We start from the raw sequence: 14,623 nt of genomic DNA, 5'->3' as shown, positions 1-14,623 counted from the left end.
CGTTAGCCGGCGGCCGCAGAGGTTTCCGGCGCAATGCATTGCTCATCCCGGCACGGACGGCTCCCTCTCTCTCCCAGAGGGAGAGGGGGCCGTTCGGTGTGCTTGGCTGTCATGGCGTTAGCCGGCGGCCGCAGAGGTTTCCGGCGCAATGCATTGCTCATCCCGGCACGGACGGCTCCCTCTCCCTCTGGGAGAGGGCTGGGGTGAGGGAACGCGGTTGTTCCGAGATCCGTCCTCACAGGGAGAGTAGGGAGAGTCTGTTCGCGAGCAAGCTCGCTCCTACGAGAAGCCGTGCTGCACCTGTAGGTGCGCGCCCTGCGCGCGATTCGCGGGCAGGGCCCGCTCCTACAGGTGAGGGGGCGGCTCAACCCGCGAAGTCGAGCTTGTCCTTCCAGTACTTCTCCAGCGTCTTGGTGTCGTGGTCGAAGGGGTGGAAGCCAGGGCGGAAGTAGTCCAGCCAGGGCAGCACGAGCTGGGTGAAGTAGCCGTTGCGCAGGCCGAACAGGGTGACCAGGCCGTGCTTCCAGCTGCGCCAGTTGAACAGCTGGCGGTCGCGGCGCAGCAGGTGGATCTGGAAGCCGCCGATCACGCCGAGGAAGATCACCGTGGTCAGCAGCATCACCGCGGTGCGGGTGAAGTAGCCGCCGTAGACCTGCTGGTAGACGTCGTAGGCCACCGCCTTGTGCTCGTTCTCCTCGATGGCGTGCCACATCCACAGCTTGTACATCTTCGGCGAGCGCATCTGCGTGCTCAGGTCCTCGCGGCGCAGCAGGCGCTCGGCCATGGTCGCGGTGAAGTGCTCCAGGGCGCAGGTGATGGCCAGGTCCTGCTTCTTGGTGGTGACCTTGCTGATCGCGCCGAGCAGGTGCTTGATGCGCAGCTCCAGGCGTTCCAGGTCGATGCCGTGTTCCTCGGCGTATTCGTTGTAGGCCGCGTGTTCCTTGGAGTGCATGGCTTCCTGGCCGATGAAGGCGGACACGTCCTTCTGCAGCTGCGGGTCCTGGATGCGGTCGCGCACGGCGCGCACGCTGTCGACGAAGAACTTCTCGCCATAGGGGAACAGCGAGGACAGGTTGTTCATGAAGTGCGACATGAAGGGCTGATCGTCCCACCAGTACTTCGGCGTCTCGGTGAAGCTGAAATCCATGCGCCGGACGGGGAAGTGGGCGCGGAGCGGTTCGGTCTGGGCGTTCATGGGCGACTCCTTGTTGTTGTTCGACGAGCCCCGGCGGCGATTTGGGCAGGCAGCGGCGCCGGCGGGGCGGAGGGCCTGACACGTGAATGTGTCATTGGTTGATGTAATTGTTGGAAGGATTGTCGGACAAGGGAGAGGTCCGATCCGGCCATGGAAGGGTTATTTGCGGCCAAGGAGGGGCCGGCCCGACCTTGGATAGGGGGGGAAGGGGGCGCGGCTGTAGGAGCGAGCTTGCTCGCGAACGGTGTTTACCGGCGGCTACGGTATATCGGGTTGACACCGTCCCTCTCCCCAACCCTCGGCTGCGCGCCCCGCCCTGAAGGGAGAGGGGGCCGTTCGGTGTCTGTGGGGGGAATGGAGTCAGCCGGCGACCCTGGTCATTCCGGCGAATGCGGGAACTTCGCGGACAGCCCCCGCGGCAGGTCAGCCTTGCTGCGCTTCCCGCGCCTCGCGGGCGGTGACCTGCTGGCACAGCTCGATCAGTTGCTCGCGCATCCAGCGGTTGGCCGGGTCCTGGTCGGTGCTTTCGTGCCAGTACAGGTGGGTTTCCAGCTTGGGCACGTCGCTCACCGGCAGGTCCACGTAGTGCAGGTTGTGGTGGCGGGCGAAGCGCTCGGGCACCGTCACCGCCATGTCGGTCTGCTGCACCACGTTGGAGGCCATCAGGTAGTGCTGCGAGCGCAGGGCGATCTTGCGCTGCAGGCCCATCTTGCCCAGCGACAGGTCGATATAGCCCAGGCCGCTGCGGCGGCTGGAGATCTGGATGTGCGTCAGCGACAGGTACTCCTCCAGGCTCAGCTTCGGCCTGGCCAGCGGGTGGCCGTGGCGCATGGCGCAGACGTAGCGGTCTTCCATCAGCTTGACGTGGCGCACCTGCGGGTCGGTGTTCAGCGGCGCGTCCACGGCGAAGTCCAGGCGCCCGGCGGCCAGTTCCTTGGTGGTCTCGCGGCGCTTGGAGAGGAAGCTCTCGATGTGCACGTTGGGCGCCTGGCGGCGCAGGCGCTGGAACAGCGGCGGCAGGATGATGGCCTCGGTGAGGTCGGTCATGCTGATGCGGTAGGTCTTGCTCGCCTGCTGCGGGGTGAAGGTGCGGCTTTCCTGCACCGATACGCGCAGCAGCTGCAGGGCGTTGCGCACCGGGCCGATGATGTTCTGCGCCATGGGCGTGGGCACCATGCCCTGGGCGGTGCGCACGAACAGCGGGTCGTTGAAGGTCTCGCGCAGGCGGGCGAGGGCGTTGGACACCGCGGGTTGGGTGATGCCGACGATCTGTCCGGCGCGGGTGAGGTTGGCTTCGGTGTAGATGGCATCGAAGACGATGAACAGATTCAGGTCGACCTTGTTCAGGTTCATCCCGTGGCTCCGCTTGTCATTGTTGTGACCGGATCATACCCGGGATGGCGGACCATCATGCGGGTTATGAATGTTCATTGATTCGGATAATAGGCTAGGTAAATCGTGCTGCCTGTTCTAGCATCTTCCTCGACACAAGACAAACCCCTGCCAGAAGGTAGCCCCCATGGATTTCGCCTATTCCGCCAAGGTCCAGGACCTGCGTGAGCGCGTCACCGCGTTCATGGAAGCTTATGTATATCCCGCCGAGAGCGTCTTCGAGCAACAGGTAGCCGAAGGCGACCGCTGGCAGCCGACCCAGGTCATGGAGGACCTCAAGGCCCGCGCCAAGGCCGAGGGCCTGTGGAACCTGTTCCTGCCCGAGTCCGAATACGGCGCCGGCCTGACCAACATGGAGTACGCCCCGCTGGCGGAAATCATGGGCCGCTCGCTGATCGGCGCCGAGCCGTTCAACTGCTCGGCCCCGGACACCGGCAACATGGAAACCCTCGTCCGCTACGGCAGCGAGGAACAGAAGCGCACCTGGCTGGAACCGCTGCTGCGCGGCGAAATCCGCTCCGCCTTCGCCATGACCGAGCCGGGCGTGGCTTCCTCCGACGCCACCAACATGCAGGCCAACGCCGTGCGCGAGGGTGACGAGTGGGTCATCAACGGCCGCAAGTGGTGGACCTCCGGCGCCTGCGACCCGCGTTGCAAGGTGATGATCTTCATGGGCCTGACCAACCCGGACGCGCCGCGCCACCAGCAGCACTCGATGATCCTGGTGCCCAGCGACGCCCCCGGGGTGAAGATCCTCCGCCCGCTGCCGGTGTTCGGCTACGACGACGCGCCCCACGGCCACGCCGAAGTGCTCTTCGAGAACGTCCGCGTGCCCTACGAGAACGTGCTGCTGGGCGAGGGCCGCGGCTTCGAGATCGCCCAGGGCCGCCTCGGCCCGGGCCGCATCCACCACTGCATGCGCTCCATCGGCATGGCCGAGCGCGCCTTGGAACTGATGTGCAAGCGCGCCACCAGCCGCACCGCCTTCGGCAAGCCGCTGGCGCGCCTGGGCGGCAACATCGACCATATCGCCAACTCGCGCATCGAGATCAACCAGGCCCGCCTGCTGACCCTCAACGCCGCGTACATGATGGACACCGTGGGCAACAAGATCGCCCAGAGCGAGATCGCCCAGATCAAGGTGGTGGCGCCCAACGTCGCCCTGCAGGTGATCGACCGCGCCATCCAGATCCACGGCGGCGCCGGCGTCTCCAACGACTTCCCGCTGGCCTACTGGTACTCCATGCAGCGCACCCTGCGCCTGGCCGACGGCCCGGACGAAGTGCACCGCATGGCCGTCGGCAAGTACGAGATCGGCAAGTACATGGGCAAGTGAGTGCTGGTTGGTAGTTGAGGCCCGGTGAGGGTCGCGGGAACGCCGTTTCTCCGAAGGGGAAGCGGCGTTTTTGTGTGTGGGTCTCGTTCGGGCGGTTTTTTGTAGGAGCGAGCTTGCTCGCGAACGGGTTTCCAGGTGGCGTAGGTGCTGGGCTTGAGAGCGCCCTCACCCCAGCCCTCTCCCGGAGGGAGAGGGGGCCGTTCGGAGTGGGCGGCGAATTCGGCGTCATCCTGAAACGCCTATCCTTCCTCGTGCGGGACGCGGCTCCATCGCGAACAGCGCTTGCGCTGGCCCGAAGGGGAATAGCCCAGTGACTGCCCGGTTCGCGAGCAAGCTCGCTTCTACAGAATCACCCCGCCAGTTGCCTTGCCTTCAGCCAGGCCGCGAAGCCTTCGGCCGGCAGCGGCGGGGACAGCAGGTAGCCCTGGGCCACCCTGTAGCCCTGGGCTTCGAGGATGCGCAGTTGCTCGGGGTTCTCGATGCCTTCGGCGACCACCGTCATGCCCAGGCTGCGGCCGATGTTCAGCACGGCATCGCTGAGGGTGCGGCTGGTGCTGTTGCTCTCCAGGTCGCGGACGAAGCTGCGGTCCAGCTTCAGTTCCTGCACCGGCAGGCGGTTCAGCCGGGCCAGGCTGGAGTAGCCGGTGCCGAAGTCGTCCAGGGCCAGGCGGATGCCCAGTTCGTGCAGCTGGTCGAGCACGCCCAGGGTGTCGCTGTCGGCTTCCATCAGCGCGCTTTCGGTGATTTCCAGGGTCAGGTCGGTGCCGTGCAGGCCGTGCTCTTCCAGGGTGCGCAGCACCGCGACGGGCAGTTGCGGGTCCTGGAAGTCGCCGGCGGACAGGTTGACCGATATCTCCGGCACCTGCAGGCCCGCGTGGCGCCACTCGGCCAGTTGCCGGCAGGCTTCGCGCAGCACCCAGCGGCCCAGTTCGATGCTCAGCCCGCATTCCTCGGAGAGGGGGATGAAGCGCTCCGGGGAGATGTTGCCCAACTGCGGGTGGTGCCAGCGGGCCAGGACCTCGGCGCCGCGCAGGCGGCCTGCGCGGATGTCCACCAGCGGCTGGTAGTTCAGGTGCAGGCGCTGCCTGGCGAGGGCTTCGCGCAGGGCGCTCTCCAGCGCCACGCGTTCCTGCGCCAGGCGCTCCAGTTCCTCGCTGAAGAACACCTGGCCGCCACGGCTCTTGCCTTTGCCCTTGGCCTGGTTCATCGCCATCGCCGCGTGGCGCAGCAGGCTCTGGAAGTCCTCGCCATCCTCCGGGAACAGGCTGATGCCGATGCTCGCCGAGGGGTTGTGGGGCGCGCCGGCGACGCGCCAGGGCGCGTCGAGGGCGGCCTTCAGGCGGGCGAGGTGGACGCTGGCCGCCGCGCGGTCGCAGCCCGGCAGCAGGACGACGAATTCGTCGTTGGCCTGGCGCCCGACGTGGTCCTCGTCGCGGCAGGCCTGGCGCAGGCGCCGGGCGATGGTGCGCAGCAGCTCGTCGCCGGAGGGGCGGCCGAAGGAGTCGTTGATCTGGCGGAAGCGGTCCAGGCCGATGTACAGCACCGCCAGGCCCTGCCGGCGCGCGGCGGCGCCGGCCAGTTCGGCGCTGGCCAGGTTCTGCAGCAGGTGGCGGTTGGGCAGGCCGGTCAGGTCGTCGTAGTAGGCGAGCTGGTGGATGCGCGTGCGCGCCTGGTCGCGCTCCAGCACCAGCGCGCAGAGGTGCGTGCAGATGTCCAGCAGGCATTGTTGCGTCGCGCAGGGCGCCTGTTCCCCCCGGCCGTAGCAGACGAAGCTGCCGATCAGCTGGCCGGTGCTGGAGCGGATCGGCGTGATGCTGCAACTGCGCAGCTCCGGCGGCAGCAGGTGGCGGTAGGCGGACCACAGCGGATGGCGCTCGACCTCGCCGGCCCAGGCGTCCTCGCTGCCCGGGCCGTCGCCCAGGGGCAGGCCGTCCAGGGCCTGCAGGTAGGTGGGCGGCAGGCTCGGCCCGGCCAGCGGGTGCAGGCGGCCTGCGTTCACCCGCAGAACCGAGGCGCTGGTCCGCGGCAGCAGCCGTTCGATCTCCAGGCAGGCCGCTTCCATCAGGTGTTCCGGCGGCTCGTCGCGGGCCATGCCTTCGAGCAGGCGGTCCAGCAGCACCTCGTGGATTTTCGACTGGGTGATCTCGGTGAGCGCCAGCAGCTGCAGGTCGGGCTCGCCGGTGGCGCGGTTCAGCCCGGTGCTGGCGATGCCGCACCAGATGCGCCGGCCGTCATGGCAGCGCACCAGGGCTTCCACGCGGTCGTTGGCCGCCGGCCGCGCGTCCACCAGCTCGTCGAACGGGCGGCCCACCAGGCTTTCCGGGGCATGGCCGAGCAGCCGGCCGAAGGCGCGGTTGCAGTACAGCAGGCGCTGCCCGTCGTCGTTGATGCAAAGAGCGGTCTCGGCATGCTCCAGGGCTTCGGAGAGCATCCGGGGGAGGTCGGGAATACTGCGGATCGGCATGCTTGCACTCCGGCCTGGTGGTCGAGGAACGGGGCTAGAGCTTGAAGCGCAGCACCATGTCGTTGAGCTCCACCGCCACGCGGTTCAGCGACTGGATCTGCTGGTCGCTGCTGCGGGCGCTGTTCCAGCCGGTGAGGATCGAAAGCAGGAGGGCGGCGGCCAGGGCGGCCAGGACGATGAGCATTCCCGTGCGTATTTTCAGCTTGGACAACATTGCGGACTTCCTTTCGTGGCAAACCACCATCGGACCGGCTGCGCCATGGGGGCGAAGTGATGGCAATCAGCCCTATCCTGTTCCCCCGTGAAAAGGAAAGTCAATTAGTCAATGATCTATTAAGAAACATTTATAGACGTCATGCGTCCTTCAGCCGCACGCAAGCTCCCCTGAAAATGGCTTGAGGCGTTATATCGGATGATGTATGAGGTCAATTCGCATGAAAGGTCGGAGCGTGGTCCATGAAGTCGGCGCAGCCATCGCCAACCGCCGCAGGGCCAAGGGGCTGACGCAGGCACAGATAGCAGAGGGGATAGGGGTGGAGAAGGAAACCATCAGCCGCATGGAGAACGGTGTGATATCGCCGACCTTGCAGCGCCTGGGACAGATCGCGGAAATCCTCGAATGCCCGCTGAGCGACCTTTTCCGCAAGGATTCGATCGACGTCGCCGAGCAGGCCGAGGCCATCGGCGACCTGCTTCAGGGGTTGGCGGAGAGCGAGCGGGCGCTGGTGGTGAACCTGATCGGCGAGATCGTCAAGGTGCTCAAGGGCCGGCGCAGCCACTAGCGCCGCTGCGAGCGCCCCGCCGGCGGCGGGCGGGGGGCTCAGGTGCGTTCGTTGGGTTCGTCTTCGCCGCGCTGCTGCCACCATTGGCGGCGCACATGCAACTGGGCGGCGAAGGCGCGGGCCAGGGATTCCTGGGAAAAGCGCAGGCCGCGGCGGCCCAGGCGCACCAGCCACCAGGGCCGGCCCTGGACTTCAATGGCCTCGATCTTCACCTCGTCCTGCATGCAGGGTCTCCCGGCTGACGATTTCCAGCTCCTGCTCGCCTGCCTTGCGCGTCTTGAGCAGTGACAGCAGTATGCCACCAGCGAGCAGGCCGAAGGTTACCCCAAGCGAGAGCACGGCGGGAACCTTGCCGATGAAGCCGTGGGCGAAGATCTTCGCGCCGATGAACACCAGCACCAGGGCCAGGGCGTACTTCAGGTAGACGAAGCGGTGGATCATCGCCGCCAGCGAGAAGTACAGGGCGCGCAGGCCGAGGATGGCGAAGATGTTCGAGGTGTAGACGATGAACGGGTCCTTGGTGATGGCGAAGATCGCCGGCACGCTGTCCACCGCGAACACCACGTCGGCCAGCTCGATCAGGATCAGCGCCAGGAACAGCGGGGTGGCGAAGCGCACCAGCTTGCCGCTGGCGTCCGGCTTGCGCACGAAGAAGTGGTGCTCGTGGAGCTGCTCGGTGACGCGGATGTGCTTGCGCAAAAAGCGCAGCACCGGGTTGTTGGCCAGGTCGGGCTCTTCCTCGTGCCTGGCGAAGAGCATCTTCACCCCGCTGAACAGCAGGAAGGCGCCGAACACGTACATGATCCACTCGAACTCGCTGACCAGGGCGGCGCCCAGGCCGATCATGATGGCGCGCATGACGATGGCGCCGAGGATGCCCCAGAACAGCACCTGGTGCTGGTAGCGGCGGGGGATGCCGAAGAAGCCGAAGATCATCGCCATGACGAACACGTTGTCCATCGACAGCGATTGCTCCACCAGGAAGCCGGTGTAGTACTCCATGGCGCTGGTGGCGCCGAACTCGTACCAGACGAAGCCGCCGAAGGCCAGGCCGCAGCTGAAGTAGCCGGCCGAAAGCAGCAGGCTCTCGCGCACGCCGATCTCGTGGTGGTCGCGCTGCAGCACGCCCAGGTCGAGGAACAGGAGGAGGATGACGATGGCCAGGAACAGCAGCCAGAACCAGGCGGCGGTGCCGAGGAAGGGGGTGTTGAGGAAATCCAATAGGGGTGCCATGCGGGCCCTCTCTTGCTGTCGTTGTCGAAAGTGACTCCGACATGGCGGTCAGCGACCGTCAGAGGGGCCCGGCGTCACGGCGGGAAAAATAGCAGAGCAGGGTCGCGAGGCAAGCGGGGGAAAGTAACAAGTTCCTACGACCTATTCACTCCTACAGTAACAGCCTAGACCAGGGGCGAGCGCCCTGGGCTGCCCTGGGTCAGTACACCCAGACCTCCACGCGGCGGTTCTTCACCCGGCCTTCCTGGTCGTCGTTGGCCGCCACCGGCAGGGCCGCGCCCATGCCTTCGATGCCGTGGAAGACCACGCCTTCCCTGGCCAGTTCGCGGCGCACCGCCATGGCTCGCAGCTTGGACAGCAGCTGCGCGCGGGCCGGGTCCTGGCGGGCGTCGCCGAAGCCGACCAGCACCGCCTTGCCGTCGAGCTTGTCGTGCTGGCGCAGGTAGGCCAGCAGGCGCTCGACGTCGCGCTGAGCCTTGTTGTCCAGGGTGGCGCTGCCCTCGTGGAAGCGGAAGTTCACTGACAGCCGGCGGGCCTCGCGGGCCAGGGCCTTGTACCGCTCGGGCATGCCCTCGGCGGGCTGCACGCGCATGGCCTGCACGCGCTGGCCGACGAAGCCACTGCCGCTGACCAGGGCCTGGCCGCGGTCGCCCTGGGCGAACTGCACCAGGGCCTGGGCCCAGGGGTTGCGCTCGTTGGGCTTGATGTACAGGTACAGGCGGCGCGACAGCGGGTAGTCCTCGGTGGCGATGCTGCCGGGGGAGGGCAGCATCGCCCGCGACTCGCCATCGGCGATGGCCAGGGCGCGCGCCTTGAGCACCGAGGCCAGGCCGACGAAGCCGATACCCTGCGGGTCCGCGGCGACCTGGGCCGACAGCGCGTCGCTGGATTCGAAGCGCTGGGCGGAGGCGGCCAGGGCCTTGCCGTGACTGGCCAGCACCAGTTCCTTGAAGGTATCGAAGGTGCCGGAGTTGTCGTCGCGGGCGTACAGGTGGATGGCGCCGCCGCGGCCGCCGAGATCTTCCCAGGTCGTCACCTCGCCGGCGAAGACCTGGGCCAGCTGGGCGGTGCTCAGCTCGCGCAGCGGGTTGTCCGGGTGCACGACGATGGCCAGGCCGTCGATGCCGATCACCTGCTCGGCCTTGGCGCCGCGCAGGTTGCCCGAGGCGGACAGCGCCGCGGCCTCGGCGTCCTTGATCGGCCGCGAGGCAGCGGCGATCCCGGCGCTGCCGTCCTTCAGCGCGGCGAAGCCGGTGCTGCTGCCGTGGGCGGCGATCTCCACCACGACGTCGCGGCCCTGGGCGTCGCGGGCGCGGACCCGCGTCTCGTTCTGCGCCTGGCCGGGCTCGGCGAGGATGGCCTTGTAGCCCTGTTCCAGCAGCAGCCCCTTCACCAGTTCCGGCAGCAGGTGCGCGCCTATGGTGTTGGAGCCCTGGATGCGCAGCACCGGCTGGCCCTCCGGGGCGGCGGGCAGGGCGGCGAAGGCGTGCCAGGGCAGGGCGTAGCAGACGAAGGCGATGATCAGCCAGGCGAGGGTGACGGGCCAGGCGTCCTTGTCGTGGCGCGTGAAGTGCGGCATCGGTGATTCCAGGGCGGTTGCGGACGAGGCCGGGAGCATAGGCGGGCAAGGTTTCAGTGCGGTGACGCCGGGCCTCGCGGGCGCGCCGGGTGGGCGTCGCCGCTTTGGCTATAGTCATTCAGCAGCGGCCTGTCCGGGCTGCCGAGCCATTCCCGCAAGGAGCGCCATGTCCCCAGTACGCGGCCTCATCTTCTGCTGTGCCCTGCTGCTGGGCGCGGCGCCGGCCCTGGCCATCGACCAGCCGCCGCTGCAGCCGCTGACCCTCTCCGGCTACAGCGCGCACATGCCCGACAGCTGGCTGAGCCCCGCCGAGCGGGCCTGGCTGGCGCAGCGCGGCCCGCTGCGCGTCGGCGTGGCGCAGGTCGACCGGCCGCCGCTGCAGATCGTCGGCGGCGGCCGCCTGGAGGGCGTCAGCGCCGACTACCTGGGGCTGCTGGCCGGCGGCTACCAGCGCGTCTACGCCTACCCCTCGCGGGAGGCGGCCCTGGAGGCGCTGCGCAAGGGCGAGATCGACATGGTCTGCGGCGGCACCGCCAGCGAGGCCGAGGCCCGCGGCCTGCTGCTCAGCCGCACCTACCTGCAGGACCAGCCGGTGCTGGTCAGCGACGACGCCCGCCCGTTCGACGCCAGCCGCCCCGGCACCACCCTCGCGCTGGTGGCCGACTACCTGCGCCTGGCCCAGGTGCAGGCGGCCTATCCCAACAGCCGCGTCCTGCTCTTCGCCTCGCCGCTGCGGGCCCTGGAGGCGCTGAGCCTGGGCAACGTCGACGGCATGCTCGGCGATGCGCTGTCGGTGCACTACCTGATCAACATGAACTACCTGTTCAACCTGCGCATCGACAACTTCGCGCCGCTGGAGAGCGCCGGCTTCGGCTTCCTCATGCGCCCCGGCGAGGAGCGCCTGCTCGGCCTGGTGGACCGCGGCCTGGCGCGCATCGACGTGCAGCGCAACGAGGAGATCCTGCGCCGCTGGAGCGCCGGCGAGCGCCTGCGCCTGGGCGGCCAGCGGGTGGTGCTGACGCCGCGGGAAAACCGCTGGCTGGCCGAGCACCCGCGGGTGCCGGTGGTGGTCAACCGCCACAGCGGCTCGCTGGCCCAGGCCGACGCCGACGGGCGCGTCAGCGGCATCGCCCGCGATTACCTGGACCTGCTGGGCCAGCGCTCCGGCCTGCGCTTCGCCTATGCCGCGGTGGACGACTACGCCGACGTGTTCCGCGAGCTGCACGCCGGGCGCGCCTGGCTGACGCCGGTGGTGCCGCCGAGCAACGAGGGCCTGGCGCTGCTGCCGCCCTACTTGCGGGCCACCATGCTCCTGGTGATGCGCAAGGACGCGGCGGCCGTCCACGACCTCCACGACCTGGCCGGCAAGCGCGTGTCCATCGCCATCGACCCCTACCTCAACCGCGCGCTCATCGAGCGCTACCCGGACACCCGCCTGGAGTCGGCGGGCAACCAGCGCCAGGCCCTGCGCGAGGTGGCCGAGCAGCGCAGCGAGGCGGCCGTCAGCACCCTGTTCAGCGCCCGCGCGCTGATCGCCGGCGAGTTCAAGGACAGCCTCAAGGTCGCCGGCATACTCGAAGACCTGAGCACCCCCTTCAGCATCGGCGTGCGCCCGGACCAGCCGGAACTCTACTCCATCCTGGAGAAGGCCCAGCTGTCGGTGGACCCGGAGGAGGTGGCCGAACTGGTGCGGCGCTGGGAGCCGCGCCTGGCCTCCGGCGGCGGCGACTTCTGGGCCGAGCACCGCCAGGCGATCCTCAGCGGCGCCGCGCTGGCCGGCGCGCTGGTGCTGCTGTCGCTGGTCTGGGGCTTCTACCTCAACCGCCAGGTGCTGCGCACGCGGCGCGCCGAGCGGCGCCTGGGAGCCCAGGTGGGGCTGCTCAACGAATTGATCGAGGCGCTGCCCAACCCGGTCTACCGGCTCGACCGCGAGGGCCACCTGGACCTCTGTAACCAGGCCATGCTGCGCATGTTCGATGCGCGCCCGGAGGACTGCCTGGGCAAGGCCATCGGCGAGCTGGGCTGGTTCCCCGAGGAGGAGGCCGAGCGCCTGATGCAGGTGCACCGCCAGCAGGTGACCGACGGCGAGATGCCGGCGCCGGGCGACTACGTGCTGCGCCTGCGCGACGGCGATCACTACGTCTACCACTGGGCGGTGGCCCAGCACGATGGCGACGGCGTGGTGCAGGGCGTAATCGGTGGCTGGGTCGACCTGACCGAGCGCCAGCAACTGATCAACCAGCTGGAGCGCGAGCGGCAGCGCGCGGACCAGGCCAGCGCCGCCAAGAGCCAGTTCCTCTCCACCATGAGCCACGAGATCCGCACGCCGATGAACGCCATCGTCGGCCTGCAGGAGCTGGTGCTGGAAAAGGCCCGCGACGGCGTGCTCGACCGCGAGGCGCTGGAGGTGGCGCAGGACGCCGCGCGGGCCCTGCTGATGCTGATCGGCAACGTGCTGGACCTGGCGCGCATCGAGTCCGGGCGCATCGACTCCACGCCGCAGCCGGCGCTGCTGCGCCGCGAGATCGAAGGCGCGGTGGCGCTGTTCGCCGGCCTGGCCACGCAGAAGGGCCTGGGCCTGGACCTGGAAACCGAGGGCGAGCTGGACCACTGGGTGCTGCTGGATGCGCTGCGCTTCAAGCAGGTGCTGTTCAACCTGCTGAACAACGCGGTGAAGTTCACCGAGCGCGGCGGTGTGCGCGTGCGGGCCAGCGCCCGGCGCCAGGGCGAGCGCCTGGAGCTGCTGGTGGAGGTGATCGACAGCGGCATCGGCATTTCCGCCGAGGACCAGGCCCGGCTGTTCCAGCCCTTCGTCCAGGTGGAGCCGGGCGCCAGGGGCCAGGGCACCGGCCTGGGCCTGCACATCAGCCAACGCCTGGTGCAACTGATGGGCGGCGCCTTCGGCCTGCACAGCGAGCCCGGCCAAGGCTCCTGTTTCAGCGTGCGCCTGCCGCTGGCGCTCACCGAGGCGCCGCCGGACACCGCGCAACCGGGCACCAGCGCCAGCGTCCCGGGCGGCCTGCGGGTGCTGGCGGTGGACGACCACCCGGCCAACCGCATGGTGTTCCGCCAGCAGCTGGCGCACCTGGGCCACAGCGCCACCCTGGCGGCCGGCGGCGAGGAGGGCTGGCAGGCCTGGCTGGCCGGCGACTTCGCCGCGGTCATCACCGATTGCCGGATGCCCGGCGTCGACGGCTACGAGCTGAGCCGGCGCATCCGCGCCCACGAGCGCGAGCAGGGGCGGCGGCCGTGCCGGGTGATCGGCGCCACGGCCAACGCCCAGGAGGAAGAAGTGCAGCGCTGCCGCGACGCCGGCATGGACCAGGTGCTGTTCAAGCCGCTGACCCTCGAGGTGCTGGCCCAGGCGCTGGCCGGCGCGCAGGCCGCGGCGCCGGACGAGCCGGCCGACGATGCGGTCTTCGACCTCAGTGGCCTGTTCGGCCCGCAGCCGCTGGAGAGCGAGGCGGCGCGGGAGTTCGTGCGCACCCTGGCGCAGGCCAATGCCGGCGACATCGAGCAGCTGCACCAGGCCCGCAACCGTGGCGACCGCAAGGCGCTGGGCGACCTGGCGCACCGCCTGGCCGGCGCCGCGGCGATCATCGGCGCCGCCGAGGCGGAAGGACATTGCCGCGCCCTGCAGCGAATCTGCGAAGGCGATGGGGAAGGACTGGAAGCGCGCCTGGGCCAGGCCGATGCGGCGTTGGCCGAACTGCAGCGCGCGCTGGCCGACTGGCTGGCGCGCGCCGCTGGCTGATCAGCTCAGCTTGAGCCAGATGGGCGCGTGGTCGGAGGGTTTTTCCATGCCGCGGATCTGGTAGTCGATGCCGGCATCGGCCAGGCGCGGGCGCAGCGCCTCGGAGGCGAGGATGACGTCGATGCGCAGGCCGCGCTTGGGCTCGTCCTCGAAGCCGCGGCTGCGGTAGTCGAACCAGCTGAAGCGGTCGTTCACCTGCGGGTGCAGCTGGCGGAAGCTGTCCACCAGGCCCCAGGCCTTGAGCTTGCCCAGCCACTCGCGCTCCTCGGGGAGGAAGCTGCATTTGCCGGTGCGCAGCCAGCGCTTGCGGTTCTCCTCGCCGATGCCGATGTCGCAGTCCTCCGGCGAGATGTTGATGTCGCCCATGATCACCAGGCGCTGCTCGGGCTTGAACTGGCTTTCCAGCAACTGCTGCAGGTCGGCGTAGAAGCGCTGCTTGGCGGGGAACTTCACCGGGTGCTCGCGGCTTTCGCCCTGGGGGAAGTAGCCGTTCATCACGGTGATCGGCTGGCCGTCGGCGTCGGCGAAGGTGCCCCAGATGAAGCGGCGCTGGGCGTCCTCGCCGTCGTTGGGGAAGCCGTAGCGGATTTCCAGCGGCGCCTGGCGCGAGAGCAGGGCCACGCCGTAGTGGCCCTTCTGGCCGTGGAAGTGCACCTGGTAGCCCAGGGCCTCGATCTCTTCGCGGGGGAACTGGTCGTCGGCGACCTTGGTTTCCTGCAGGCCGATGACGTCGGGCTGGTGCGTCTCGACGATCGCCTTGAGTTGGGCGGGGCGGGCACGCAAGCCATTGATATTGAAAGAGACGATTTTCATCCGCAGCGTCCTGGGCAAAGTGACGATACTAGCCGCTGGCGCCGGCAGCGGCAAATGCCGCGACGGCCTGGAGGC

The 14,623-nt window shown here is 68.7% G+C and carries 11 protein-coding genes; 3 read left to right on the top strand and 8 right to left on the bottom strand.

Annotated features, from left to right (window positions below):
• Positions 1-364 precede the first annotated feature (364 nt).
• Both PM1_RS18345 and PM1_RS18340 read right to left on the bottom strand, forming a co-directional pair.
• Positions 365-1,195, bottom strand: a complete 831-nt coding sequence (locus PM1_RS18345) for a metal-dependent hydrolase (protein ID WP_009619445.1) — start codon at positions 1,193-1,195, stop codon at positions 365-367.
• A 423-nt stretch (positions 1,196-1,618) separates the two neighbouring features.
• Positions 1,619-2,548 (bottom strand): LysR family transcriptional regulator, encoded by a 930-nt coding sequence (locus PM1_RS18340; RefSeq protein WP_009619446.1) that lies wholly within the window; start codon positions 2,546-2,548, stop codon positions 1,619-1,621.
• 166 nt (positions 2,549-2,714) lie between these two features.
• Here PM1_RS18340 and PM1_RS18335 point away from each other — a divergent pair, with 166 nt between their 5' ends.
• Positions 2,715-3,923: an acyl-CoA dehydrogenase gene (locus PM1_RS18335; RefSeq protein ID WP_009619447.1), complete on the top strand. Its 1,209-nt coding sequence runs from the start codon at positions 2,715-2,717 to the stop codon at positions 3,921-3,923.
• A 349-nt stretch (positions 3,924-4,272) separates the two neighbouring features.
• Here the strand turns inward: PM1_RS18335 and PM1_RS18330 are convergent, their stop codons facing one another.
• Complete coding sequence (locus PM1_RS18330) at positions 4,273-6,387, bottom strand: putative bifunctional diguanylate cyclase/phosphodiesterase (protein WP_009619448.1); 2,115 nt, start codon at positions 6,385-6,387, stop codon at positions 4,273-4,275.
• 34 nt (positions 6,388-6,421) lie between these two features.
• Positions 6,422-6,601 (bottom strand): Tar ligand binding domain-containing protein, encoded by a 180-nt coding sequence (locus tag PM1_RS18325; RefSeq protein WP_009619449.1) that lies wholly within the window; start codon positions 6,599-6,601, stop codon positions 6,422-6,424.
• Between the two features lie 220 nt (positions 6,602-6,821).
• Here PM1_RS18325 and PM1_RS18320 point away from each other — a divergent pair, with 220 nt between their 5' ends.
• Positions 6,822-7,169: a helix-turn-helix domain-containing protein gene (locus PM1_RS18320; RefSeq protein WP_009619450.1), complete on the top strand. Its 348-nt coding sequence runs from the start codon at positions 6,822-6,824 to the stop codon at positions 7,167-7,169.
• 38 nt (positions 7,170-7,207) lie between these two features.
• Here PM1_RS18320 and PM1_RS18315 read toward each other — a convergent pair whose 3' ends face one another.
• The 3 genes from PM1_RS18315 to PM1_RS18305 form a co-directional block, all read right to left on the bottom strand.
• Entirely contained in the window at positions 7,208-7,393 is a 186-nt protein-coding gene (locus tag PM1_RS18315) for a hypothetical protein (RefSeq protein ID WP_009619452.1), read from the bottom strand.
• The gene (locus PM1_RS18310) at positions 7,362-8,402 is read right to left on the bottom strand and encodes a TerC family protein (RefSeq protein ID WP_009619453.1); all 1,041 of its coding nucleotides are present in this window, start codon (positions 8,400-8,402) and stop codon (positions 7,362-7,364) included. The genes PM1_RS18315 and PM1_RS18310 overlap by 32 nt, the downstream gene beginning before the upstream one ends.
• Before the next feature lie 199 nt (positions 8,403-8,601).
• Positions 8,602-9,981 carry a substrate-binding domain-containing protein gene (locus tag PM1_RS18305; RefSeq protein ID WP_009619454.1) on the bottom strand — a complete coding sequence of 460 codons (1,380 nt, stop codon included), beginning with the start codon at positions 9,979-9,981 and terminating at the stop codon, positions 8,602-8,604.
• A gap of 166 nt (positions 9,982-10,147) precedes the next feature.
• Here PM1_RS18305 and PM1_RS18300 point away from each other — a divergent pair, with 166 nt between their 5' ends.
• On the top strand, positions 10,148-13,735 hold the full coding sequence (locus PM1_RS18300) for an ATP-binding protein (protein ID WP_009619455.1): 3,588 nt from the start codon (positions 10,148-10,150) through the stop codon (positions 13,733-13,735).
• Here the strand turns inward: PM1_RS18300 and xthA are convergent, their stop codons facing one another.
• Positions 13,736-14,548 (bottom strand): exodeoxyribonuclease III, encoded by an 813-nt coding sequence (gene xthA / locus PM1_RS18295; RefSeq protein WP_009619456.1) that lies wholly within the window; start codon positions 14,546-14,548, stop codon positions 13,736-13,738.
• Between the last annotated feature and the right edge of the window lie 75 nt (positions 14,549-14,623).

Source organism: Pseudomonas sp. M1 (assembly GCF_022760135.1).
Lineage (GTDB): Bacteria > Pseudomonadota > Gammaproteobacteria > Pseudomonadales > Pseudomonadaceae > Pseudomonas > Pseudomonas citronellolis.
The sequence above is the reverse complement of the archived record's forward strand: the minus strand, read 5'-3'. Positions and strand labels throughout refer to the sequence as shown.